The organism is Halorubrum californiense DSM 19288 (genome assembly GCF_000336875.1).
In the GTDB taxonomy this organism is placed as follows: Archaea; Halobacteriota; Halobacteria; order Halobacteriales; family Haloferacaceae; genus Halorubrum; species Halorubrum californiense.
Genome location: NZ_AOJK01000021.1, coordinates 1 through 24,964, shown reverse-complemented (window position 1 = coordinate 24,964; position 24,964 = coordinate 1). Strand labels below are relative to the sequence as shown.

13 protein-coding genes and 4 pseudogenes are annotated in these 24,964 nt (G+C 50.4%); 10 read left to right on the top strand and 7 right to left on the bottom strand.

All coding sequences use genetic code 11. The features are described from left to right. Positions 1 to 233 precede the first annotated feature (233 nt). Positions 234 to 785 carry a hypothetical protein gene (locus C463_RS18390; protein WP_152422363.1) on the top strand — a complete coding sequence of 184 codons (552 nt, stop codon included), beginning with the start codon at positions 234 to 236 and terminating at the stop codon, positions 783 to 785. 89 nt (positions 786 to 874) lie between these two features. Here the strand turns inward: C463_RS18390 and C463_RS17435 are convergent. Further along, positions 875 to 1,456: pseudogene (locus C463_RS17435) on the bottom strand (DUF429 domain-containing protein); the annotation flags it as partial. Positions 1,457 to 1,519: 63 nt separating this feature from the next. On the opposite strand from C463_RS17435, the gene C463_RS04095 reads away from it, so the two are divergent. Beyond that, positions 1,520 to 2,686: an ISH3 family transposase gene (locus C463_RS04095; protein ID WP_008441302.1), complete on the top strand. Its 1,167-nt coding sequence runs from the start codon at positions 1,520 to 1,522 to the stop codon at positions 2,684 to 2,686. A 114-nt stretch (positions 2,687 to 2,800) separates the two neighbouring features. On the opposite strand, the gene C463_RS04090 is transcribed toward C463_RS04095, so the two are convergent. From C463_RS04090 to C463_RS04080, 3 genes are all read right to left on the bottom strand, one after another. Beyond that, a complete protein-coding gene (locus tag C463_RS04090; protein ID WP_049905505.1) occupies positions 2,801 to 2,998 on the bottom strand; it encodes a hypothetical protein in 198 nt (65 codons plus the stop codon). A gap of 90 nt (positions 2,999 to 3,088) precedes the next feature. Beyond that, positions 3,089 to 5,767, bottom strand: coding sequence for a DUF1156 domain-containing protein (locus C463_RS04085; RefSeq protein ID WP_049905503.1), 2,679 nt, complete (start codon positions 5,765 to 5,767; stop codon positions 3,089 to 3,091). Continuing rightward, entirely contained in the window at positions 5,764 to 8,970 is a 3,207-nt protein-coding gene (locus C463_RS04080; RefSeq protein WP_049905502.1) for a DUF499 domain-containing protein, read from the bottom strand. Before C463_RS04080 ends, C463_RS04085 begins: the two co-directional genes overlap by 4 nt. Before the next feature lie 144 nt (positions 8,971 to 9,114). Between C463_RS04080 and C463_RS17430 the strand changes: the two genes are divergently transcribed. The 3 genes from C463_RS17430 to C463_RS04065 are packed head-to-tail and all read left to right on the top strand — an operon-like array spanning position 9,115 to position 12,913. Continuing rightward, complete coding sequence (locus C463_RS17430) at positions 9,115 to 9,954, top strand: homing endonuclease associated repeat-containing protein (RefSeq protein WP_008441298.1); 840 nt, start codon at positions 9,115 to 9,117, stop codon at positions 9,952 to 9,954. Positions 9,955 to 10,011: 57 nt separating this feature from the next. Continuing rightward, positions 10,012 to 11,763 (top strand): DEAD/DEAH box helicase, encoded by a 1,752-nt coding sequence (locus tag C463_RS04070; RefSeq protein ID WP_049905498.1) that lies wholly within the window; start codon positions 10,012 to 10,014, stop codon positions 11,761 to 11,763. Further along, positions 11,756 to 12,913 (top strand): hypothetical protein, encoded by a 1,158-nt coding sequence (locus tag C463_RS04065; protein ID WP_049905520.1) that lies wholly within the window; start codon positions 11,756 to 11,758, stop codon positions 12,911 to 12,913. The genes C463_RS04070 and C463_RS04065 overlap by 8 nt, the downstream gene beginning before the upstream one ends. Before the next feature lie 87 nt (positions 12,914 to 13,000). On the opposite strand, the gene C463_RS04060 is transcribed toward C463_RS04065, so the two are convergent. Next, positions 13,001 to 15,043: a minichromosome maintenance protein MCM gene (locus tag C463_RS04060; RefSeq protein ID WP_049905496.1), complete on the bottom strand. Its 2,043-nt coding sequence runs from the start codon at positions 15,041 to 15,043 to the stop codon at positions 13,001 to 13,003. A gap of 1,076 nt (positions 15,044 to 16,119) precedes the next feature. Between C463_RS04060 and C463_RS18385 the strand changes: the two genes are divergently transcribed. Beyond that, positions 16,120 to 17,184, top strand: coding sequence for a hypothetical protein (locus tag C463_RS18385; RefSeq protein ID WP_152422362.1), 1,065 nt, complete (start codon positions 16,120 to 16,122; stop codon positions 17,182 to 17,184). 24 nt (positions 17,185 to 17,208) lie between these two features. Here the strand turns inward: C463_RS18385 and C463_RS17425 are convergent. Next, positions 17,209 to 17,425: pseudogene (locus C463_RS17425) on the bottom strand (IS5/IS1182 family transposase); the annotation flags it as partial. Between the two features lie 261 nt (positions 17,426 to 17,686). Between C463_RS17425 and C463_RS17420 the strand changes: the two are divergent. The 3 genes and pseudogenes from C463_RS17420 (at position 17,687) to C463_RS18380 (ending at position 23,102) form a co-directional block, all read left to right on the top strand. Continuing rightward, a complete protein-coding gene (locus C463_RS17420; protein WP_152422361.1) occupies positions 17,687 to 19,651 on the top strand; it encodes an outer membrane protein assembly factor BamB family protein in 1,965 nt (654 codons plus the stop codon). A 182-nt stretch (positions 19,652 to 19,833) separates the two neighbouring features. After that, a pseudogene (locus tag C463_RS04050) lies at positions 19,834 to 20,595 on the top strand (IS5/IS1182 family transposase). 212 nt (positions 20,596 to 20,807) lie between these two features. After that, complete coding sequence (locus tag C463_RS18380; protein WP_160163095.1) at positions 20,808 to 23,102, top strand: PKD domain-containing protein; 2,295 nt, start codon at positions 20,808 to 20,810, stop codon at positions 23,100 to 23,102. 36 nt (positions 23,103 to 23,138) lie between these two features. Here the strand turns inward: C463_RS18380 and C463_RS19560 are convergent. Continuing rightward, positions 23,139 to 23,483: pseudogene (locus tag C463_RS19560) on the bottom strand (IS1595 family transposase); the annotation flags it as partial. A gap of 309 nt (positions 23,484 to 23,792) precedes the next feature. On the opposite strand from C463_RS19560, the gene C463_RS04045 reads away from it, so the two are divergent. After that, positions 23,793 to 24,509, top strand: coding sequence for a hypothetical protein (locus tag C463_RS04045; RefSeq protein WP_008441283.1), 717 nt, complete (start codon positions 23,793 to 23,795; stop codon positions 24,507 to 24,509). Positions 24,510 to 24,964: the final 455 nt, after the last annotated feature.

The following is a 24,964-nucleotide window of genomic DNA, read 5'->3' as shown; positions in this document are numbered from 1 at the left end:
ACACGATCCCGGAGAGCAGGAGGCCAGCACCAATCGCTAGTGGCTCTTCACTCATCGGCTATGCCACCTCCTCATTCGCGTTACTGTCCGTGTGTCCTTCGTCGGTTTGAGCCAAACACATGGCGATTACAGCCCGGGCTGCCAGGAAATTATAAAGGCTCGTGGATTTCTCTATTTGGACGTGGACACATCCGAACTGGGCAAAGAAATGACCATGTCCGGACAAGGTCATCATGGATAATTCGACTTCTGAGAGTGCCCCGGAGGATATCGACCCGTATCTGAAAGAACGAAACGAAGGGATACTCTATGCATTTGCAAAAGAGGATCACCGGATTCTGACGACCCCTGAAATCGTCGAACACGTTGATCTCGGTCGTCGCCAAGTGGAGCGGCGTCTGAAAGACCTACGAGATCAAGGAGTGGTAGGTACTCGAAAACCAGGAAGAACCCGTTTGTGGTGGCTCGAAGCTGAAGTCGAAGAGCCGGCTTCTGTTCAATACCCGATTTTAAAATTGATACAGGAACGGCTTAGCTTACAGTTGATCGTGATAGGAATTCTGCTGGGTATTGTGACGGTTGTTTCTAGCACAGCAGCAATATTGTTTACCAATTACGGATTCTCATTCTATTTCGTGGATTTTGAGCTACTGTTACAGGCCACGCTCTTGTTCAGCATGACCGCAGTAATGTTTCTCCTCACAGGTGGCCTTGTCGCAGGAACTGTCTGGTTATTCGACCACCTCGGGATCGAAATTCGATACAATCCGGATGATTCCCAATAGTACAGGCAGTATTCGCTCTAATTTCTGGTACCATCCGGGTGAGAGGCAGTTAGCATTGAATACACGGTGCTGAGGACGCGTTTATTGAACTATGCCTTCTCATATTTCGGAACGTGGAACTCGGAATAGTAGATCCGTGGTTCCGTTGGCAGTGGGTCTGAGGGCACAGTCGCTGGGCTCGGCTCTCGTCCCGCAACCGCAAGAACCATCGAATCAAGGATGTCATCCCTTCGAACCTCTTTGAGAAGATACTCGTCTCGCACATCTAGATAGTGTTCTTCGGCGTTATCAAGTTCGTCTTCAAGTAGTTTCATTCGAAGACCACGACCCCAATCAGTCGATTTTGAGTAGGCGATCGGTTGTCCGTTCAGTGCAGCAAAGCAGAGTTCGGGATGTGCCTCGCGGACGACGCCCTCATACTCCTCTCCAACCGCGTCAGTAACCTCCAAGATTTTCTCACTGATACTGTATGCCTGCTGAGAGAGACCGTGACCGATTTGTTTCTTGTGTGCCTTACTCGCCTCCGCATAGACATCCTGTTCCGCTGCGGCCCGGCATGGCGGGTAGAACACAGATGAGCCCCGACTGCCGAGAAGCTCACGTGCGCCCTCATCACATCGACGTCGCTCATCTTTCGGAAATCCAATAGGGATGTCTACCAGGATGCGATCTGCGTCGTTGTAGACTCAGTACTTCACAAAGCCGCTTAGTTAGAACGTCTGCTTGCTGAAGGTGTGTCTAAAACCAAGCAAGCAGACGGTGTGATCCACGAGGACCAGCTTCTTAACTTTCTCGTCAACCGCCTTGACGAGGAAGTTCCGCTCTCCTTAGCGAATAATGCTGAAATCACTGCTGAGGACATCTATGAGGTCCTCGTCGGCGCTTGCGCCGACGGGACCTCTGTCTCTACGCTCTGTGCTTCGAGCCAGAACACACCTGCTGCGAACACGATCCTCTACCATCTCCGGACGAAGTTCGAGCCCGATCGGCTCGAACGAGTCGCTAACACGCTCCTGCGGAAGAACCTCGATGAACTGCTCCCCGAGCAGGTGGAGGTCTGCGCAGACCTCCACCTGCGACCCTACTACGGTGACGAAGACGATACAAACGGACTCTTCCACTCAGTCGCAAAGCGCGGAACCACCGCGTTCCATGCCTATGCGACACTCTACGCGCGTGTGAAGAACAAACGCTACACGCTGGCGGTACGCCGTCTCGAAGACGGCGATACCGCCAGCAGCGTCCTCGCTGAGTTCCTCGGTGTCCTTGACGGCCTTGACACCGAGGTCAAGGCCGTCTACCTCGATCGCGGATTCTACGACAGCAAGTGCCTCACGCTGCTTCAAGCGCATGATTACGCGTACGTGATCCCGATCATCCGGTGGGGTGAGACGATTCAGCAAGAGCTCTCGGAAGGATGGAGTCGCGTCATTCAGCACGATCTGACGGGGAAACTCGACGGTCACAGCTGGACCGTCGAGTTTCCCGTCTACATCGACTGTACGTACCTAAACGGGAAGTATGACGAGAACGGTGTGGCGCGTCACGGCTACGCCGCTGACGCGCCGTTCATCGACTCACCACGCGACGCTCGATACCACTACAGCAAGCGGTTCGGTATCGAGTCGAGCTATCGGTTGTTTGAGCAAGCGATAGCGACAACGACAACACGAGATCCAACGGTACGGCTACTGTACGTCGTGGTGAGTTTACTCTTACAGAACGTCTGGCGGTACCTTCACTACGAGTATGTGGCGACGCCCCGCCGAGGCGGGCGTCGCCTCTGGTGGTGGCCGTACAAGGAGTTCGTCAATATGATTCGACGCGCTGCGTGGACGGCCCTCGCGGTGCGTCGGGCCGTCCCCGCGAACCGGCCACCTGACGACCGATTCCACCGCTAACCACCGACCGGGAAAGCCTGTGGCGGGAGTGGCGACGCTGTCGCGTCGGCGTCTGACCGCCGCCGACAGCGACAGCTCTCCGTCGATCCGTCCGTAATTCTCTCATCGAGATCGTCAGTACAACCGCTTCGACACAGAACTCAGACCGCAGAAACAGCTAGCCAAGGATGCTTTGTGAGGTACTGAGACTCGGCGCAGTTCCCCAAACTCCTCGTATGCCTCGGTCCTGATCTCATTGGTGTCGAAGATCGTCGCAAGCCAGCCGATGGGACATGCATCAACGCCGACAGCAGTCTCGATGTGGGTAGACATACGTGTTCCATGGAGAAGTGGTTGATAAATCTCGGCAGTCGGGTGTAATCGAGCAGTACTGAAGTGACGACAGAGGGTAAGTGACTGTACTCAGTAGCTCGTGATATCTCGATCGCCGAGCACCCGCGTGTAGGCATCATCACCAGTCACGTCCGCAAGCCGTCCGGCGAGCTCGCGCAGGTCGTCATCGACGCCCCACTTGTCCACGTAGTTTTGGACGGCCTGTCCCTTCTCGTAGCGGTAGCGGAGGAACTGTAGTTTGTCGAGATTCGAGAGATGCTTGTCGCCGTTGCCGTTGGTACGCTCTTGGATGTACGCCTGACGTTTCTCGTTGTCCCACGTTCCGAGTTCGAAGCCGTCGTCGGTGTTGTACAGGCACATCTCTTTGAGTTCCTCAGGCTTGGCGTTGGTGCCGCGGCAGAGCTTGTTGACATCGTCGAACGAGGCATCGGGGCTATCGAGTAGGTCGATAAACACGTCTTCGACGCCGATGTCGCTGGCTTCCTGAATGATGCCGTAGATTTCTTCCACGACCTCTTTTGCGGACATGATCTCACCATCACGCTGTACTTTTCCGTGGTGTTTGGAATACTCATGGAAACATCGACCCATCTCAATAACACCGATATCCCCACGTGATAGTTCTCTTTGGCTTCTTTTAATCCGACGTCGAGTTTCTTTTGCTGTTCGGTATATTCGACGCCGAAGCGAATTCCAACTAACCGACTCAGTTTGTTTGAAAGGTCTCGCTACAATGATGATGTCGAAAGAAACAGATTCACCCTCAGTTAATTTATAAGATGCCCGATTTGTATCAGCTGTTATCGGGTATGTGGCAGTTACTCTAAATCCTACGTCACAGAGTGCTTCTAATAATTCCCCCCACGATTCTGAATCACTATGATGGTACGTGAACACCAGAACACCATCTGAATTGAGAGCGGTACTAATCTTGGAAAAGGCTTCTTTGAGTTCCTCTTCAAATGTTTCCTCTGTCTTTCCTTCTGCCGGATTGGCTACAATACTCTCCGCTCTTGGCGTTTGATCTGGTTCAAATATGGAATAGTCATCTGCCAGTATCTGGCGAAGCCAAACATAAAAATAATTTGATGTTTCCGAATAGATCAGGTTATTGTAATATGGTGGATCTGTGAGAACAACGTCAAATTCATTTTCATATTCAAGATCTCGAACATCACCACATGTTAAATTATATTCTGGGTCTATCTTCCTCCCAAATGGTGGCGTTTTCTTAGTGTCTCCGTTTTCAACATATCTCTCTGTTGGATCATTAGCCCATTCAACAGCTTTTGTTACTTTATCCCACGACTTACTGAAGGTTCCGCGACCGTATCTTGTTCCCCATACGTTATTTTCTACAAATTCTTTTTGTGGTTTGTAAGAATTCTGCTTAAATATTCCTTCAACCTTGTGCCCTTGGAGGTTATATATTGTGAAGGTATTATTGAACATTAACGAATCAGAGAACGCTGTTAGAAGATATTCTCGTGCATTTTGATTTTCAACGTTATCAATACTCTTGAGAAGTTCAGAAAGACATAGAAGTTGACGCTTGTTAAATAGATCTGACCACTTTTCATACCCGTGCCGCAAAACAACGTGCCCACCGCCGATACTTCCATCGAAAGCTGTACTATTCGTTAGAATTCCCAACGGGATATCTTCACTTGGGATATATTCCCGGAGTTCAGGACGCTCTTCCCATTCAGCAGCAGCTTCTTTGTATCGTTCTATATCAGACTCATCTACCGATTTGTAACCTTTTGTCTCACTTCTACTTAGACCACGATCATCACAGTGTGGACAATAATATTCTATCGCATACAAGCGTGGCTGATAGCCATCTTGTTCACGGACTCCATCAATAACTCCATATTGCTGTCCACAGTCGGAGCATGAGTAGTTGGTTCCGTCCGAATTTCCTTCTTGGGGGACGAATCTATTACCACATTCATCACACGAACACTCGCTTCGCCAGTCTTCTACTTTTATAATTGATTCACAATCAGGACAGAGCACATTATACAGATGGCTATCGTCGTATCTTCCTTTTGCCACTCTGTAATCTTTAAAGAGTGATACCGTGCTGTCACAGGAGACACAATCTAATTCATTCACCCACAAATAATACATTACATCAGCTTTCTCGTCGCACTCTGGGCAATTTGTTTTATAATAAGAAGAAAGGTTCTCTTTGACTTCATTCTTGACTTTACTAAAAGCGGAATGGAGTTCTTCTACATCTGTTCCCCCTGCTTCAAGCTCTTTCTTTGTCACAAACCAGGCTACAGGATTCAAATCATTCCCAACCACTTCCGCACCGAATCGGGCAGATTCCATTAATGAGGTTCCTCCACCCATGAATGGATCTAGAACCTTTTTATCTGTTATTTGAACATCTTTTTTATAATACTCCCATAAAGCATCAGGATTTTCTAGATCTACTTGCATCATCTTTTCACCAATAGTATCATCATTTAGATACTGGCCAAGTTGCTCATTCTCACCTGGTTCTCGGACTGAAATCTTGTCCTCATCATCAAGCAAGGTATACAGACAGATTGTTCGGAAAACTGACCCCAAACGACGTGCCCACCATTTATGCATAGTGGAGAGTGGACGGTAGTGTCTCTTAGCTCGATTTTCTCGACCGACAATTTCATTCACTCGTTCAATCGGATACCCTCTTTCTATCGGAAGTTGTTCGTACTCGTTCTCGGTCATGGACTTCTCTGAATCTTGGGTCATTTTTGGAAGCTAATCTCGACTTTCAGACTCGACGCTTCATCAGGCATTCGCTCGAACAAGTCCTGTACCTTGGTGTAATCCTGCTCTGAGCGGAACGTCAGGCTCACTTGCGACCGTTCGATGTCGGCCGTTCCCTGAAGCGCACTGGGAACACCCTCTCGGTCCGGAAGCATGAACGTGACGTCGCCGTACTCCACGGTCCCAGTCTGATGATCCCGTCGCCACTTCTTGCGCATGGCGGCGACGTCGTCGCCATTGTACTCGAACCGCCACGTTTCCGAGCCGACATCGGGAATCCGGAACGGATACCCAGGGACCCAATCGGACGCTTTCTCGGAGCCCGTGGGTCCGACGACGTACACCGGATCCTCTTCACGACCAAGATTCTGTAGCAGGAACGTCTGCACCATGTCTTCGGTGACGGTGCTATCGAACCGATCGGCGACCTTACTCACGGAGAACTGGTCACCGGTATCAAGGTCGTCTAGATGGTCGAGAATCTGTTCGCCAATCCGGTCGGAGACCGTCGGAACGATCTTCACCGCCATCGGGTTCCGGTCGCCGAGAGAGTCTAAATACCGTCCGCCTGCTTCGAGCACGTACCCGTCGATGAGGAATTCGTTCACTGCCTCGCGGGCTGCCGTCTCAGTTTCGTTCGGCGGGAGGAACACCGATTCGTCCGCGCGAACTTCTCCGATGATCGTTTCGAGGTTCGCGTATCCCTCGGCCTCAATTGCCTCTTCGATACGCTCAACGAGGTACGAACCGCCAATGGTCGTCGCACTTCCGACGTCTCGAAGCGTCGCGTCCGACTGCGGCTTGTCGAGAATCTCGTTACCTCGAACGACCACATACTGATCTTCGCGGTTCAGCCGCCCGATTGCACGCATCACCACATCGTGGCTGTCGCCGTCGAGCCAGACCTCGCCATCTTCGACCAGTTCCAACTCGAAGTCGCCGATGTCGAGCGCCGTCGTTCCGCTTCCGAACCGCTTGCGGAGTTCCTGTTCGACGTCGTCGACACCCCACACTTCCACGTCCTCCTTCCGGACTAGGACGGTGTCAAGCGAACTCCCGGAGAGGTCGTCACGGAACCCACCGGAGTCACGAGCCAGTACCGGCTTCCCATTGAGGGCTTCCACCGTCGCATTCAACACGTCGTTCGCGCTGCCTGGGATCGGGAGTTCAGGATCGCGGAGGAACTGCTCGTACACGTCCTCGACTGAAATCTCGCCTCGACGTTCCACTAAGTCTGAGACGATGGGCCATACCTCCGACTGCAGGTCGAAGGGGTCCGCCGCTGCGGAGTCCGCAATGTTCGAGGCGTCGAGTTCCGGCCCATCATCCACGTAGACATCGAGGTCCATCGGTGCCACGAGGTCGAACTCTTGAAGCAGGTTGTCGCCGTCGAGAACCTCTCCGTAGAGCAACTGTAGCTCTTCACGGAGCTCGCTAATCTCCTGGTCCTTCATTGATTGAATAGACTCACGAATCTCGTCGTCGAGGGATTCGTCGGCGAGGACTTGCCGAGCACCTTCGATGTACCGTGCCTTGTCGATGTACCGAGTTCCGGATTCGATCGCCTTGTCGCCGGAGGGCTGTACGAACACGAGCGTGTTCCGCCACTCTCGTCCGCGACTGTCGTTCGTGATGACGCGCTCGACCTCTTCCTGTGTCCACTGGTCGTCCTTCACGGCGACCTTGATGTCACGATCATCCGGGACGTCACGGATGTCGTCGGTCCGGAACCCGACGGGATACGCGGTCGATCCGAAAATACCGGTGACGAAGTCGGCGATCTCGGCTTTCGCCGATCGCTCGGACACATCGACGGCGGCGTTCCGGATGAGCGCATTCGGATTCTGACGGTCGCGGATCGCGTACTTCCCGTTCAGCTTGTGGAGGTGCCACGCGACGCCGTGGAGACGTTCGAGGTTGAGCACGACGTCGGAGACGAGATCACCCGTCTGGTAGGCACCCATCACGATCTCCGAGACCTCAGCGCCCTCTCCTTCACTCGGCTTCAGCGAGTAGAGAAGGATGGTGTTGAGGATGCGACGACCGTGCGGAACATCGTCCTCATCGACGCGACTCTTGATGTCGCCGGTCGCGGCGTTGAGCCGCTCGTAGTTGATCTTGGCGAGTTCGTCCTCAAATTCGATTCCGTCGATGTCCCCGTGGGTGATCAGGTCCGTCTGGTCTTTCATTTCGAGGAGGACCTTCGAGAAGAGGTAGATCATCCCACGTGTGTTCTGATTCCCCTCGTCGGCGTAGTACCGAGTCTCAAGCGCATCGAGGAGGACGGGATGGAACGGATAGAGATCGTGCATCTCCGACAGGAGATCATCGGGGACGGTAACGTGGTCCGACTGGTCGTAGGCGTCGAAGTAGCCGTTGACGATGTCACGGGCTGCGGACTCGTCGGTGTCGTCGACCAGGCGGTGGTGAAGGACTTCGCGCTTGTCCACCTGATTGTTCATGTTGACCTCGACCGCCTGCTCTCGGTTCAAAATATCGTGGACTTCGGACCCTTCACGGAGGACAGACACGATCGTGTAGAGTTCCAAATCCGACAGCGCCGTCGATTCAAGCAGCGATTGGAGGAAGGCCTTGTTCGCGCTTTTGCGGTCTCCTTGGAGTGTGTCGAACCAGTCCTCAAGCTCGTCGACGAAGAACGCGACAGTGTCATCGGCGACAGCGTCCTGAATCGTCTGCATGTCTGGGTAGCCGCCGGACTCGTACGTCCCAGGGTCGTAGTCGAGTGCCTCGAAAAACGGCTCCCAGAGATACTCGTACTGCTCGTTCTGCATGGCGACCGTGATCGGGGTTGCTGACTCGGGAAGTGCCGATTCGAATCCCTCAATGTCGTCGCTGGCCCACCCACCTGCGGCAGCAGGGTCGTCGAAGCAATGATACAGTGCCACCATCTGGTGGGACTTCCCACTGCCGTAGGGCCCATAGAGAATGTGCGTGCCACGAGGGTCATCGCCCGTCAGAGAATCCCGAAGAATGGACAGGGCCTCTCGAAGCCCCTGCGTCATCAACGTGCGATCAAAGAAGAGCTCGGCGTTAGACTCGAATTCGTTCTCGTCATCCACGTTGTAGAGTTTTACCTGCCCGTCTATCTGTCCATCTTCCCGAAGCTCACGGCTGAGGGTAACCGTGTCTTCGAGAGTCTTGGACAAGGAGTCTACTTCCGACATCTGTTGTTACTTATACACGCTGCCACTGAGCAAATAAACACTATGGTGATCGGGTGGCTCAATTGATTGAGGCGCGATACTACTCCGGAGCCGAGCGATGGACAACCAATATGCGGTATCCCGTATTCCTCTAAAATAAGACAAATGAAATGCTTTGACTGCTCGAAGTCGTTTGAAAATTCAGACAGGCTGGTCGCACACTTATCGAATGCTCATGGCGCATCAAGAATAGATGCCAGAAAGCAGGTTATTGAAAAGCAACGGTCGACTGCCTCAGATCAAAAACAAATTTCATCGAATCCTGATGACGTAGATTCATTATCAGAATTAGATCGTGAAGAAATGATTAGTCAGTTTCGGCAGCAATATTATGAGCTCGGAGGAATGCCGACACCGCCTGAATTGAATAATATTGATGGCTATACCCAGCAAGATTATATTGATGAATTCGGATCGGTTTTTGGTACTGCGGTTTTTGCTGACGTAGTCGAGACTAGTCCTGAGAAATACAGTCATGACACAGATGGCTCAAAAAAGTACAGTGAATGGGATCTCGTTACTGAGATATGGAGACTCTATGAACTGACTGGGAAAGTATCCGTTCGAATGATGGACAACGGTGGAAAATATAGTAGTCAAACATACCAATATCGTTTCGGGAGTTGGTCTGAGGCATTAAACAAAGCAAATATCAAAGGTCCTGAGCCATCTGTTGCATCAAAGCGAGACTCTCGACAGAAACACTATGGAAGTAAGGAGTGGAACGATCTTCGAGAACGAGCGCTTGAACGTGACAATTATGAATGCCAATCCTGTGGAATCACAGAGGAGAAACATAAGGAACAGTTTGGAGTTGGTCTGAATGTTCATCACCTAACCGATATTGCTGAGTTTGACACTCCTGAGGAAGCCGATTCAATGGAGAATTTGGAAACACTCTGTGTGAAGTGTCACGGCACTCATCATCCGTTTTCTAAGGGATAGTGTGGATTCCAACAGACCTACACAACATATTTGACGGTCAACTAACTCTCCAACTACATGAGCGATTTTGACCTCGTGGATATCGAGGTCACCCATGAGCCAGCGGACGATGTTCTACACGCAGACCTTAGTGAGACAAGTGAAGCTCATCTTCATACTGTTCAAGCAGTTCGTCTACAAGCTGGTCAGCCCGACTCTGAACTTCGTTCGCTGAAGCAGCTTGATGAGAATTCGGTCAAGATGCTCGAACATCAGGTCGATGCGGCATATCGCGCTCTGTTCGAGATGGACGGGAAGGCGCTACTCGCCGACGAGGTTGGTCTTGGGAAAACCATCGAGGTCGGAATGATACTCAAGGAGATGCACTTCCGCGAGACTAACGATTCCGTCCTCATCTTGACACCCGCCCAACTGGCCAAACAGTGGCAAGCGGAACTCCGGGAGAAATTCGGGTTAGAGTTCGTCTGCAACTACGATGACGACTTCAACGGATTCGACAGCCACGACTACATCATCGCCAGCATCGACACGGCCAAAAGCGACAGATATCGACAGGCGGTGCTCAAACGCCACTGGGACGTTCTCGTTCTCGATGAAGCACACTACGTGAAGAACGAGGAGACGGATCGGTACGAGCTGATCGACCAACTCACGTACAACTACGCGTTCTTCCTCACGGCGACGCCAATTCAGAACGAACTCACAGACCTGTACAACGTCGTCTCACTACTCCGTCCGGGCCTGTTCGGAACACGTGACGTGTTTCACCAGTATTTCATCAATAGCGACCAAGAAACCCTCGTTAACCGTAACGAGCTTCAGGACCGGCTAAACAAGGTGATGATCCGGAATCGCCGTGAGGATACAGATGTAGACTTCACCGAACGACGGGTCGATACGCGGAAATTCGATCCTTCACCGGCGGAGCGCGAGCTCTACCAAGCCGTATCCGACTACGTCAAGGGAGCCTACAGCCAGGACCAAGGACAGAAACTGGTGTTGATGCTCCTCCAAAAAGAAGTCGTCAGTAGTCCTGAAGCGCTTGAGACGACAATCCGGAAGAGACTCGACGACCAGTCCGAACTCACGGAGACGGAAGAGTTAGAGTCGATTCTAGACCTTATCGATAACATTGATATGGTCACCAAACAAGAGCGACTGCTCGACATCGTTGAAGAAGCTCGTGAGAACGTCGAGAAAGGACGTGTGATCGTCTTCACACAGTTCCGTGCCACCCAACGGCGGGGAGCTGAAAGACTGGCGTCAGAGGGCTACACGGTCCACTCGTTCCATGGTGGTCACTCTAGTCAGGAGAAAGAGGAGATAATCGAGAGCTTCGAAGAGCAGGGAGGCATTCTCGTTTCGACAGACGCGATGTCCGAGGGACGTAATGCTCAGTTCTGCAATATTCTGGTGAATTGGGACCTTCCTTGGAATCCAATGCGCGTTGAACAGCGTATCGGTCGAATCCATCGGATCGGTCAGAAGCGGCAGGTCTACGTGTTCAATATGGCTCTGAAAGATACCGTTGAGGAATATGTTCTTGAACGGCTGTATCACAAGATAGACCTCTTCCAACAGAGCGTCGGCGAGCTAAGCGAGATTCTCACGAGATTGGAAGAATCTGGGAAAAGCTTCGAAGATGAGATCTTCGAACGGCTGGTCAGCGCCAATTCCGAGGTCGATTTGGAGAACGACTTCGACGCGATGGCCGTTGATCTACAAGAGCAACGTGACCTCGCTGAGAAATTAGAGGAGTTCAATAGCGGTGTCTTCGAAGGATTTGACTTGGGGGCCGATGATGACTGACGCCGCCGTACCGGTGACTCAGTCCACAGTTGAGAGTTTCACAGCGCGGTATCTCCAATCTATCGGCTGTCAGATCGATATACGGGACAACGAGTGGCAGGTAACAATTCCGGAGGATGTAGAGACCAGTCTGACGAAAGGCACACACGATCTTCTCTGTGACACCGTCAGAGACCCAGATGGGGAACGCGACCTCCTCAATCCCGAAAGCTCGTTCTTCCAATCGATCCTTGACGATGCGAGCGGCCGTGTACCTCTCGGGAGCATCAAGGTCGACACAACCGACACAGACATCCTTGTGCCGGACTGGCTAAAGGAGAGTTCGGTCTCAGTCTCGGACATCGACTTCACACCCTACTATGACCGGAGCGCACTGGTCATTCTCTTTCAGGTGTCTGTCGAGACCGTGAGCGAGTATCAACAAGAGTTCCTCCGCAGCATTGGTATCGATACCCGTTCTAATGAGATTCTCCCCAATCTCGACGAGACATTTCTGACCTTGACGCAGTCGGAGGCTGCTACTGTCACGTCGGGAGAGTTTACCATGGAACCGAAGCAGGCGGAGCGGCTAGTAGACGTGTCTCGTGAACCTCTCCTCTCAGACATACAGCCACAGATCGATGAGATTCATCAGGAGGCATCCCGGGCCGCTGACGCAGAACTCGAAGAGTACCGTCAGTTACAACGACAACGGGAGGAAGAATTCGAGACAAAGATCACCCGTCTTCGGTCCAAGATTGGGGAGCTCAACGAGTCGATCGAGAATAAGAACCAGACGGAACGAGTTGAGGCGCTGAAAGAGCGTCGAGAATGTAAATCAAAGCTCGAAGAGGTTGAGACCGAGCTCAAGGCACTACGTCGTCGACGTGAGCATGGATATCCGGATCAACAGCACAAGATTCGTGAGCGACATGGATTAGAAGTAGTCGTTACTCCTGTCACTATCACTGAGGTTGAATACGAGCGCGGTGATGTCGAGTTCAAATTAACTGACCGCGATTCGACGGTATCGTTGACGGTCGGATACGGAAGTGGAGTCGGTGTGACGGAAGAGATTGATTGCGACACTTGTAATCAATCACTTTCGGGAGAAAACCCACTCTGGTCTATCACGAATGGCATTCAGTGTGGTAGCTGTGGTGGTGAGTAACAAAACTGTGGCAAAGTACTCAAAAGAATCCCCATAGCTCAGATAGAACCAATTATTACCGGGACAAACTTGGGGAAGGCACGGCAATCATGTCTTTCTAAGCTCGCCATCGTTGATCTCGTACACCTTACCGCGATTCTTCAGCTGCTGAAGGTCATTCTTCACTTTGTCGACGTCCGTCTCCATGATGTCCGCTACTTTTTCGACCCCGACCTTATCGTGGTCATCGATGATCTCAAGAACCTGCTTCCGTCGGTCGCGTTGACTCTTGGATTGGCCCGTTTCGACTACGTCGGCGTCAAACTGGCCAGTATCAGGGTCAATCCCGACTTGGTGCATCGACTTCTTCACCAGACTCAGCGCGCGGTCCACGTCGTCCTTAGTCACTGTATCCGAGAGCCGAATCCGCGCGGCCGCCTCCGCGAGACGCTCGATAGCCTCCTCCTGCCGGTATGTCACCGGAACAGGGTTGTCCTCGTCGTCACCGTTAGCGAGCCGCAGCTTCATGAACTCTTCACGGAGGTACTCTTGTGTGGAGTTATCGTCTTCGTCAATGAACGGTGTTACCTCCTCCTTCGCGTAGGCAATGTACGCACGGAGGACTTCCTCTGGGATCTCCGGCTCGATGCTTTGGCGCTCCTCCTCGGAGAGGTCGAGGCCGAGCGCCTTCTTCGCGGCCGCTCGCCGCGACTTCATCATATGATCGATAACCTCTCGATCGAGGTCGGGATCCGGCGAGTCAGACACCATGAACATGAGGTCAAAGCGGCTCATCAGCGTCGGACTGAGGTCGATCTGTTGAGCGCGTGTCTGGTAGGGGTCAAACCGTCCCTCTTTCGGGTTTCCTGCCGCCAGTAGCGCCGTTCGAGAGTTCAGCGTGGCGTTGATCCCTGCCTTGTTCACTCGGACCTTCTGCGATTCGAGCGCGTCGTGAAGCGAGGACACCGCGTTCCCGTTCACCTTGTCAATCTCGTCTATACATGCAACTCCGTGGTCGGCGAGTACCATCGCGCCGGCTTCAAGGCCCCACTCTGTATCACCGAAGTCGTCGGACACCGCCGCTGCGGTTAACCCCGCTGCCGTCGCCCCCTTCCCGCTCGCGTACGTTGAACGTGGTGCGAGGTCGTTTACTGCCTGAAGAAACGTAGATTTCCCACAACCGGGATCCCCCATCAGGAGGATGTGTGAGTCGCCTCGTTTCTTCCCATCGCGGGACCATCCACCGAACATCTGTAACGCGATAGCGAGCTTCACGTCGTCGTCCCCGAAGTGTTCCGGATTGATCGAGTTGATGATAAGCTCGTACGGATCGCCTTCCTCGCCGCCGGCGATTGCCTCAATCCGGTCCATGTGTTGGTCGACGTCGATGTCTTCGTAGTCGCTCTCCTCGCGGACGACCGCGCGCGTGTCCATGCTCGTGTCGAAGTCTCGTTTATGGTCTTTTCCGGCTTCCTCAATGTCCAATATGCCGGTGAGGGTGACGCGGTCGCCGGCGTCGAACTGCTTAATCAGGTCGTCCTTCAAATGGACATCTATCGTTTCTCCCTCTCCTCCCTGAGTCCGTTCTGGTGGCTGCTGAACCCGTGCAGACTGGTGGTCGGTCCACGTGCTCGCGGACGAGTCAAGGCTGAAGGGGCCCTGCCGCTCGCACCCTTGGCACTCGTGAGGTTTCTGTAGCTTCTCGCCGAACTGTGAGACCGACGTCGGCGTTCCACAGCGCTGACACTCAAACGTCGCGTCGACGATCCGAGGCTTCACTTGGCTGACCTTCTGAACCTGACCGCGTATCGCCAGAAGGCTGCCGATGTTTTCGTGACGGGATACCTCGGGAACATCCATCACGATGTCGTCGGGGAGATTATAGATCCGGACGGAGGCCTCGTCTAGGGTGACATCTACGGGGAGGTCGTACAGCCGGAGAGCATTCTCGAAATGGCTGAACATGACGTCCGGCTTCTTCCGAAAGTCATCTGCGAGGTCTCGGTCAAACTGATACACGTCGCGGTAGTCTACGTACAGCGACTTCTGTTCGCGGGGGTAATGTTGGGCGAGCTTTCCGACTTCCTCCCGGTAATAGGTCCGGAGGAAATCCATTATTCGGTCGACAAGTTGTTGCTTTGTGGCTGACATCGTGATTTGTGGGGGCTCCACAACACTTCCTTCCGGGTGTGATCCCCGGAACGGAGCGAGCGGAGCGAGCGGATTTGAGGCGTACTTACAGCTAATCGATACTTCATTTACAACCTCTTTATCCTACAATTTCTAGGGATACAGAGGGTTTCGTGTTTTCACCGACCTCTCGGAGGGGGCTTCACTCTCAACAAGTGTTGTGGACGCTCCACAGTTCACCGACCTCCGTGGGAAGTTTGTTGACCGACAACCTCGCTCGGGAGATTACCGTCTTCGAGGTTGAGCTTCAACTGGCTACCACCCCCGGACGAACTGCTGTACTTGAGCACGTCCTCATTACCGACCAGGCGGGCCGCACGGCGCATGTCGTCGTAGATGGTCGTGCGGTCCACGTCGGGGTGGTGGAGTGCGCTCTCAGCCTCCTCGCGGTTCACGGATGACATCGGGTCATGTCCCCGCTCTCGCTGACTTTTTGCTGCTCGACGAAGGNGTTGTATGAGGGCAACCGACCGGCCTTTCGCGTTGAGGTCGTCGCTGCTCTGAACTAGGCGTAGGAGATCAGTCCGTGCCTGTAACTCCTCGACCTGGTCGCGGAGCTCGTCGTTCTCTTCTTCAAGACGATGGCGCTCCTTACGTCCCTCTTGTAATGCGTCGCGGAGGTCGTCGATCTCATCCCACGTGTTTTCAAGGCCTTCTTGGAAGGTTTCGACTTTCGCAGCAAGTTCCTCGATGGAAGTACCGTCGCCCGTCACGCCGTGAGGTCCCCATTGGAACTGCTTTTTATATTGACTGACGAAGTAGATTGTTCCGGCGGTTCATCACTACCCCTCGTAGTCGGTGTTCCGTTCAACAAAGAATCCTTATTGAGAGTCCAACCTCGTTCAGGTCGACGTGTAAACTTGACCTGTAATATCATCCTGTTACTGACTGCTCTCTTCTCTACACATTTATACCTTTGTCAGACTTTTACTGATTCATCAAACTAAATTAGCGACTCGCGTCAGACAGTATTATATCCAATATTACTTTGACTATATGGGGAAACCACTATTATGGAGAGTACTCTTACAGTCCATATGGAAGACTTTCGTCTACGGAATCTCTACGTGCCCTCGGAACACATCGTTCCGGAGACGCCTTTTGAGATTGATTTGGAGTCTGCTCGTCAAGAGTGCGAACCAACAGCTGAGAAGTTAGCCGAAAAGGCTCTTGGGTACGGTAAGCTTCCGGCAGAACGCTATCTCCTCCGATTCGAGTACGGATTTCCCGGTAAAGAATTGAAGAACGCTTTTGATGTCTCTATATCTACAATTTCAAAACAAACGATGGGAATGCGACGAGAGATTCTGAAGTTCCCAACACTTTCTCGAATTGTCGGTCGCTTTCGTGCGACACGTGCAGGGCTTGAACCGCCGGATATGCCGGATACACTTCTTTTTGACGAAGAGATTGAATCGGGCGGTGAACAGATCGATACCACAGTGATGCTTCGGCATGGAGACCCTAGCTGTCCGTACTCGTGGAAGTACCGTCTTGAAGCAACCTCAAAAGACGAAGAGATAGAGAAATCGCTCCTAGTGGATTACCTAGTTGATGCCGAGTACGGTGTGTTGCTCAAACGTCGATTGAAGGGGATGTCACACACGCTAGGTTCGCGCGAACCTTATTACCAAGATAAGCGCCAATATATGGTATACGCGCTACCACACGCAAAAATGCCAAGGAGAGAAGATGGGACACTTTTAAAAGCAATTCAGTACCACGCTGCTCACGATATCGATTTAATGTATGATATAATTCCATGGGATACGCTTCAATCAAAACTAACCACTGACCACTACAAACCCCCACGATCACCTGCATATTGTGAGGAAAAAACTCTCTTAGATCGCCTCAAACTCGCAGTTTCTACTGACCCAATTTCAGATTTCTCCCAAGAGAAACACCTTCGTGATAACTTAGAACATCTGCTCCGTGTGTATCCGCTAGAAGATATGAGCGAGTTACCTTCTGAAACAATTGACGTGCTGTGGAACGGGTCTCTCGAACATCATGCCTCGGATGAAAATGCCCGTACTGCTCTTTCGAAGGCGCTAGAGACCTCTGAGGTACACCGTCAGGTGGCGGAAAAGGGGTATTAGAGGTTTGTTCGGCGTGCTCTGTCGAAGAGGATTGAACGCCTTACAGAGCGTTGATGGCCGTAGGGGGTTCAGCTAATCCAAGAACTCGACGAATGCGTGGCATCTTGATCAGTTCGTCAAGCAACCCACGGTAGGTTGTGTTTTTCCGAACTTAGAGGCACAGCAGGACAACGTGCTGCGGGAGTGTATAGCGGTGTTTAGAGAACTTCGGGGAGTATCGAGAGACGGCTCGCCTTGCCAGCTAAATTGCCTTCTCAGTAAACCGGAGAATTTGCGACTTCGGGGCCTCATCTCTTGGAATTACAGGACGAACATGTAAATCCCTGAATCCTTGAGGATTTCAACAGAGCCGATCTTGTCCACAAACGGCAGGTCAATCCGCGCGATACGTTTGTCAAGGCATAGACACTCTGAAATCGAGTGTCTCATCCTCTCATTTAAGCTGCCACTATTCAAACGGCCAACAATTATTAGTGTAACAACTAGTTTAGTTATACTGAGAATGACCGACTTAGGCCGTGTATCAAGGCGAGACGTTGTTAAGACACTTTCTTCTATTGGAGTTGTTAATTCTGGGGGCTTTGGAAGTAATCATAAATTAAGAAATATACAGAATTACACCGGTAATACTTATCTATACTTCTCATCAGATAAGGAAGATGGTGGTAAAAAATGCTATGTGGTCAATATCGATAACGGAGAGGTGGTCGGAAGCGTTGAGTATCCTGGTTTGTCTCAATATTCATCCCCAACATATTATGGTGACAAGCTAATCATAAGTAGTGGTTGGGGTAATAAATTATACGCTTTCTCAAATGTTCCTAGTAATCAAAAAGAATGGGTAGTTGATGATGTAGAACTCTCCACACACAGTTCACCAACAGTCGTTAATAATACAGTATATATCGGCGTAGAGGAGGGTGTTTTATCAGTAGATGCAGGAACAGGTGAAAAGATATGGGAAACTACAGATCACGGTCGGATACCATCATCTCCCAACGTTGTTAATGACACCGTATATGTTGGATCTAAAGATGGTATGGTTTATGCATTAGATACACAGACAGGTGATGAAAAGTGGTCATTCAATACAAATAGCACATTTGGTGACTGGGCATCTGTAACAGTATATAATGGCGTTGTATACGCAGCACCTCGTACAAATCAATTTTATGCTATAGATGCATATGATGGTACAGAGGTCTGGAGTAAAAGCACATTAGGTGAAACCGGTACGTCACCCACAATTGTTGATAACACGGCTTTTTTTGGCTCAAGTAATGATCGAATATATGCTCTTGACGTTAACGATGGACAAGAAAAGTGGACCTCTGAGTTAAGTACAAACGCGTATACACCAACAACAGTCTCAGACGAAAGATTATATATTGGATTAGGATCTAGGGTTAGAGCTCTAAATAAGAACACTGGGGAACACTTATGGGACTTCTCTACAGACTTTTTTATTAGATCTACACCAACTGTATATAATGGCACCGTTTACTTTGGATCTTCAAATTCTATGTATGCCGTAAATACAACTAATGGAGATAAAGAGTGGGAGCTTGAGACAGCAGGAAGTGTTTATTCATCGCCAACAGTCGTTACTGGGAGTTACAGCACAGATAGCCGAGTCTTATTAGGTACTCTTGGCCACCATGATCAGTGGGCTGAAGAGGCGCGATCTTCTAAACCAGTAGCTGATTTTACCTATGCTCCTCGCCAGCCAACCGCACAGGGAGATATTGAGTTTGATGCCAGCGCGTCACAGGCACCTGACTCAGAAATTGTTCAGTACGAATGGGACTTCTCTGGAGATGATACCACGGATTCAACCGGGGAGAAAACAGTGTTCTCGTTCGACGAGGGCTCACACCAGGTTACGCTCACTGTACGTGACGATGAAGGTAACGTTGCCTCAACTCAAGAAATTGTGGAAGTAGGGCCTGAACGAATAAACGTGAGTGTGACAGCAAGCGACACTGAAGTAGAAGTCAATGAGTCTACTTATGTTACTTATAGTGTAGCAAATTTCTTAACTAGTGACAAAATTGATGTTCAGTTGCTTGTTGATACACCAAGTGATGTGGATGTTACGAGTGTCCGAGGTGCTGACGAGGGCTCGAATCAATTTACCGCGACTACTACCTTGCCACCGTCAAGTCAAGAAGAGATCCGAGTTACCCTTACCATAACCGGCGCTGGTACTCACGCTATCTCTGCTATCGCCGACTACCACGTTAGCGGCAATCCGAGTAATGCCGACCGGACGGTCAGATCACTCACAATCACAGCAGACTCAACAAATGGTGAAGGACCATCTGAAAAAGAAGCGGAATCAAGCGGGGTGGGAGTCGTCAGTGATAGGACTCCCGGGTTTGGAATTAGCGAATCGATTGTCGCACTTGGTGGTGCCAGTTACGTGATGAAAAAACGCATTTTTGATTCCGGCGAAAAATCAGACTAACGACGAAGCACGTAGCTGTAGGCCACTTGTATTAGTCTTTCACTCTGTACAATCGTGATCTCTATGCTGCTGGGGACCAAGCATATCAGCCGATATTATCGGTTTAGAAGGATGTAGGGGGGAAAACTGGCTTGGTATAATTCTTGGCGTATTCGTATTTAGTTATATTTCTTATGTCCTAAATTAATAGCTTAACGAAGAGCCCTGGCGAGCTCGCCAGCGGCGGGTTCACCGCTGGGTTATCCTCGTCTCACACGATCTTCGGATCGAAAAGATTCATAGCTGCTGTGAAACGTCGAATCGGCCGAAGTTCGTGACTCTCCGGACTTAGATCGAAACAATCTCGCTGATCACACGTCGACCAATAACCCGTTTGATCGGCTAAAAATGAGTGTATAGCGGGCGCTGCTGCGCGTTTCGGCTCAACAGCACTTGAAGTCTGGCCGCGCTGCGCTTGACAGCACGTTTTTGATCGCCGACGTGCGCCATCATACTTCCGTTAGCCGGCAGGAGGAACGATACAGACGCTGAAAGTGATGAAATTGACTAACGTGGAATCGTTTGCTGTTCTCGACGTTCACATCACAGCATGGTGGAAGCACAATCCCAAGACCGGACCGCAGGTTGCCCGCCAAAACGCGGACGACCCGCAGTCCGTCGCCGCCGACAACCGCTTCCAAGACTGGCATACCGAGTACGAAATTGCCACCCATGACGTTGAGTGTCTCATTCACTACTGCGGCTAGTCAGCGAAAGCAGCTGCAAATAATGCGATTAACCGAGCAAACGACTACTCTCAGTGGTGAATGGCTGGAAACATCCTACTCGACAACGAAGCGCTCGCTCAGCGATGCCGTGCGAACGCTGGGTTGTTATCGGTAGTTCCGTGAAATCATCTGATGTTTGCCATCAGCAATATAGAACTGCTTTGTGAACCGCTGTAACCGTGACCTTCATCTATTCAACACGCACGATATTCAAATGTAAGCAGGTCATAATCGCAGATAGCAAATAAATTGTATCAAATTATTAACTTTTGAATATTGTCCGGTGATATGTTATTTTCGAATCTAATAGATATGTATTATGTCCTTTGAAAAAGTATAAGTTAAATAATTACTTTTAGAGTTATATGAATCTCAGCCGAAGGTTATTAATGAAGTCCGCGGCAGTAGCAACATCAATTCCTTTGACCGCTAAATCTGTAGCCGGTGCTACTGATAGCGACTGGCCAATGGTTCAATATGACTCGAAAAACTCTGGCAAAAGTAATAGTGTAACTGGCCCGACAGAATTGCCTGAAGAACAGTGGAAGATTGGGACCAAAAATAGCTCGGGAAATCCATGTATATATAATGGAAACCTGTTCATAAACGGAACTCTGTATGATTCTCAAAGCGGAATGGCTCAATGGAGTAGTACTGAATCCATTTTTGCTGCAGTCTCTGGGGACGTTGCCGTATTGACGGGTGGTTTTGAGGGCATAAGAGGGGTTGACCTCACTACGGGAGAACAGATGTGGGAATTATCGGGATCTCCGATTAATGAAGAACTTGGAATCCCAACCATACATGATGGTAATGTATATGTAACTGAAAGGATAGTTGACGACTCTGCGACTCCTCCCTCAAATAGTAATCTGTATAAAATTGATAAAGATAATGGCGAACTTCTCAGTAGTCTGTCTGAGGATGGAGGCTCAGGGTACTATGGGGCCATAGGATGTGATGGTAGTCATATTTTCGTATTATATGGCCTTAGTACTGCTTCGGGTGTATTCCTAAGAAAAATTAACACGGAACTTGATTCAGATAGCATTGAAGAGTTTGAACTATCAGGTGATCAACGACAATATGCAGAAGTACCCACTATTCCAACGGTGACTGATGATTTTGTATACGTCGGAGACTATGTGTACGAATCAGAGAGCAAACGTATAGTAGCAATTGATAAAGTCTCAATGACCAGTAATTGGACTGTCCCAACTGCTCTTGATATTGGTGACTCCGTTGCTGCTGGTAATAATAATATATTTATTCCGGCTGGGTCTGGGATTTACGCATTTGACAAAAACAGTGATTCAGAGGTATGGAGTAAATCTCTCGATTCAAAGGCGTATACTCCGGTAATTGCCGGAGAAGTCGTGTACGTTGGAGATGACAGCGGCAAAATATATGCTTTTGATGTGGAGACCGGAGAGCAGTTTTGGGAATATGATGCCGGGTCACCAATAGACCGTCCTTTAGCCATCTCAGACGGTGAGATCTATGCACCTACATCTGACTCAACGCTGTTGAATGTAACAGAGAGTCCTAACGATCAACCGACTGCTGTTTTTTCAAATACCCCGGTATCACCGACAGTGGATCAGGAAGTTGTATTTGATGCGTCAGAGTCGTCAGATGACAACGGTGTAGAGAGTTATGAGTGGGAATTCCCAAATGGCGAATCTAAGAACGGTAGAGAAGCTACATACACATTTACCTCTCCGGGGAGTTATAATGTTGCTCTGACTGTTACAGACGTCGGAGGATTGTCAGACTCTACTAACCAGTCAATTGATGTATCGAGGCCAGCAGAAGTTCCTGAGGCACAATTTAGCTACGTCCCAGAAGAACCGCGGCGAGGTGAATCGGTAACTTTCGACGCATCTGGTTCGAGTAGTCCCGATAGTACAATAACAGAATATGAATGGACGATCAACGACCAGCAACAGTACGGTGAAGAGGTCACATATACTTTCGAAGAATCTGGCGAATACAGTGTTTCGTTGGAAGTGACCGATGACACTGACCTCTCTGATTCGACTCAAGAATTCATCGCTATCGCTAATGAACAGTTGTCGGCGTCAATGAGGGGTGATCGAACGGATGTTGCTGTCGGAGATGAAGCATTTATTGAACTTAGCCTCGTCAATTTTCTCACGAACGAACCGATTACTGTTCAGCTTATATTACAACTCCCCAGCGGAGTTTCGATGACCGGTGTGAGCGGTGCTGACGAAGGCTCCGGCCAAACAACTGCAGTCACCGATGTCGCTCCTGGTAGTGAAACGAATATTCTGGTTCAGCTCCAAGTAAACGAACCTGGTGAGCTGCCAGTGAATGGTAGAATTATTTATACCACAAGAGATGGCACGGAGGGAGATCAACAACTCCGTGAGGTTATTATTTCCGCTGAAGATAGTGAGAGTCCCGAATCGAGTGATGATTCAACAGACTCCCAATCAAACGATGAATCAGGAACTGATTCTTCAAGTTCCTCAAGTTCCGATTCAACATCCCAACAGACCTCTGAGCAGAGTGATGACGGGGATAACTCATCCGATTCAGCGCCTGGTTTTGGCGTTGGTGAAGCGGTAGTCGGACTCACAAGTGGGTACTTCGCACTTGATAAGTTAGTAGACCGAACGCAGTCAGAGGATTCATCTGATGAGAGCAATAGTACGTGATCAGAATCCATGTAAATAGATCATCTTCTGCTGGCGGTCAGCCAACAGAGCCGGATTGTCGACGCGCCTGTGGATCGTTTTGTAGGTGAGTTCGATTTTGTACTTTAATTGCCTGTAGCTGGTGTTAAACTGCAGAATGGCGTAGATCGAAAAACAACCGTTTGTGGAGCGAAATCTTCGAATGATCGGGATTGTGCCGGTATCATCGTTGAATGTGTGGTCACAGTTCTCACGGAGATACCGCTGAAAGTGCCTGTAGCTGTCGTTTCCTACTGTCCGGTTAGAACGGTAGCGAGGACAAGAAACGCTGTCACGCCAGTGAACCAGTTGGAGCAAGTCCGCTGCGACCGATCCCGACTCAACCACATCAAGCGGAATTATTCGTGTTGGACGCCGCTGGCGCGGTTTCCTTGTCATGTTCAACGCAATAGTATTTTTATGAATTGGGGCTGTTAGGAAGCAGAGCTGGTTGTTATGCCCTCCTAACCATCTAAGGTTGTTACGAGTAATAAGTATTTACGGAAACACGTGTGTAATTCAGATTACATTTTTGTCTGTGTGAATTAAGCCTACGTTGTGCCAGGATTAATTTCAATATCACGTTATAGCCACCATCTAGTTATCAAGAATACATTATTAGAAAAGGTTTATTAGTAAAGGCATACGATGAGACGTTGGAGGCAAACTCCAATGCGCAATAAAAAGTGGACGACGATCATGGTATTGGCAGCCGTAGCAATTGCAGTCTTGACTCTGACCCCCATCGTGTTCGCAGATAGTGCTGCGGCACAGGGCAACGAGACTGAGGCATGTGAGGCAGATATTGATAACTTCGATGTCCATACGTCAGATGACACCATCGAAGGAGCAGATGATCCCGGTCTTGTTGGGATTTCCACATCAACGAGTATCACAAACGATTGCAATGTCGTTATTCAGGTAACGTTCGATATCCCGAATAACATGTACTACCAGGGTACCTCGGCAGATGCGTCCGGTCAGGGTCTACAGACGGAGGTATTCGAGGTTCAGCCGGGAGATGTTAGTTCCTTTACTACCGAGTTATACGCGAATCAAGAGGGACAACACACCGTCGTGGCCGATGTCGAATACTTCCCGAAGGGTCAGCCAGAAGAAGCACGCAGCTTGGATAATTTCATGCTGACGTTCAATACCGTTGATGCTGGCTTCCCAACTACCGCTGACTCAGACGAGACCACGACTTCAGATGGCACGACGGATTCAGACGGGACTACGAGCTCAGACGACGATCAATCTGGCCCGTTCCTAGAGTTTCTTGAAGATAACCTCGGAATTGTTACTATCTTTATCCTGGCGTTAGTGCTGGCCGTTGGACTCATCAAGCGGGAACCCATCCTGAACGTTTTCACTGGGGGAGAGAAGTAATGCCTAATATTCCGTTTTTTGGGTCAGATGACGACGACGATGAGCCAGCATCCGAGCATGAGAAATGTGATATCCGAGTTGAGTCAAACCGATCGAATCCAAATGTCAATATCGTCGATCTGAGCGATGACTCACCGGTTTCGGCTGGGGGGGTGCGGGTACACACAATTTCTCTCGGTGGGGGGGGACAACAGCCGGATGAGCCGTCAGAATCAACTCGATCGGGCGGAACGGGAACGCCTACACCGGACTCTCGGTCTCACCCCACCACACCGAGCACTACGCCCACAGAGCCAAAACAGGTACCCAGTACCCCTCCATCGTCGACACCACACTCGCGTGGTACGTTTGTGCTACCCACAGAACGCGACTTTCTACAAAAGCTAGAGGCTCGAGGGATGAACGGGCACCGTCCTACTGTTGAGACGGTATATGTGGTTACGGGTCAATCCTAC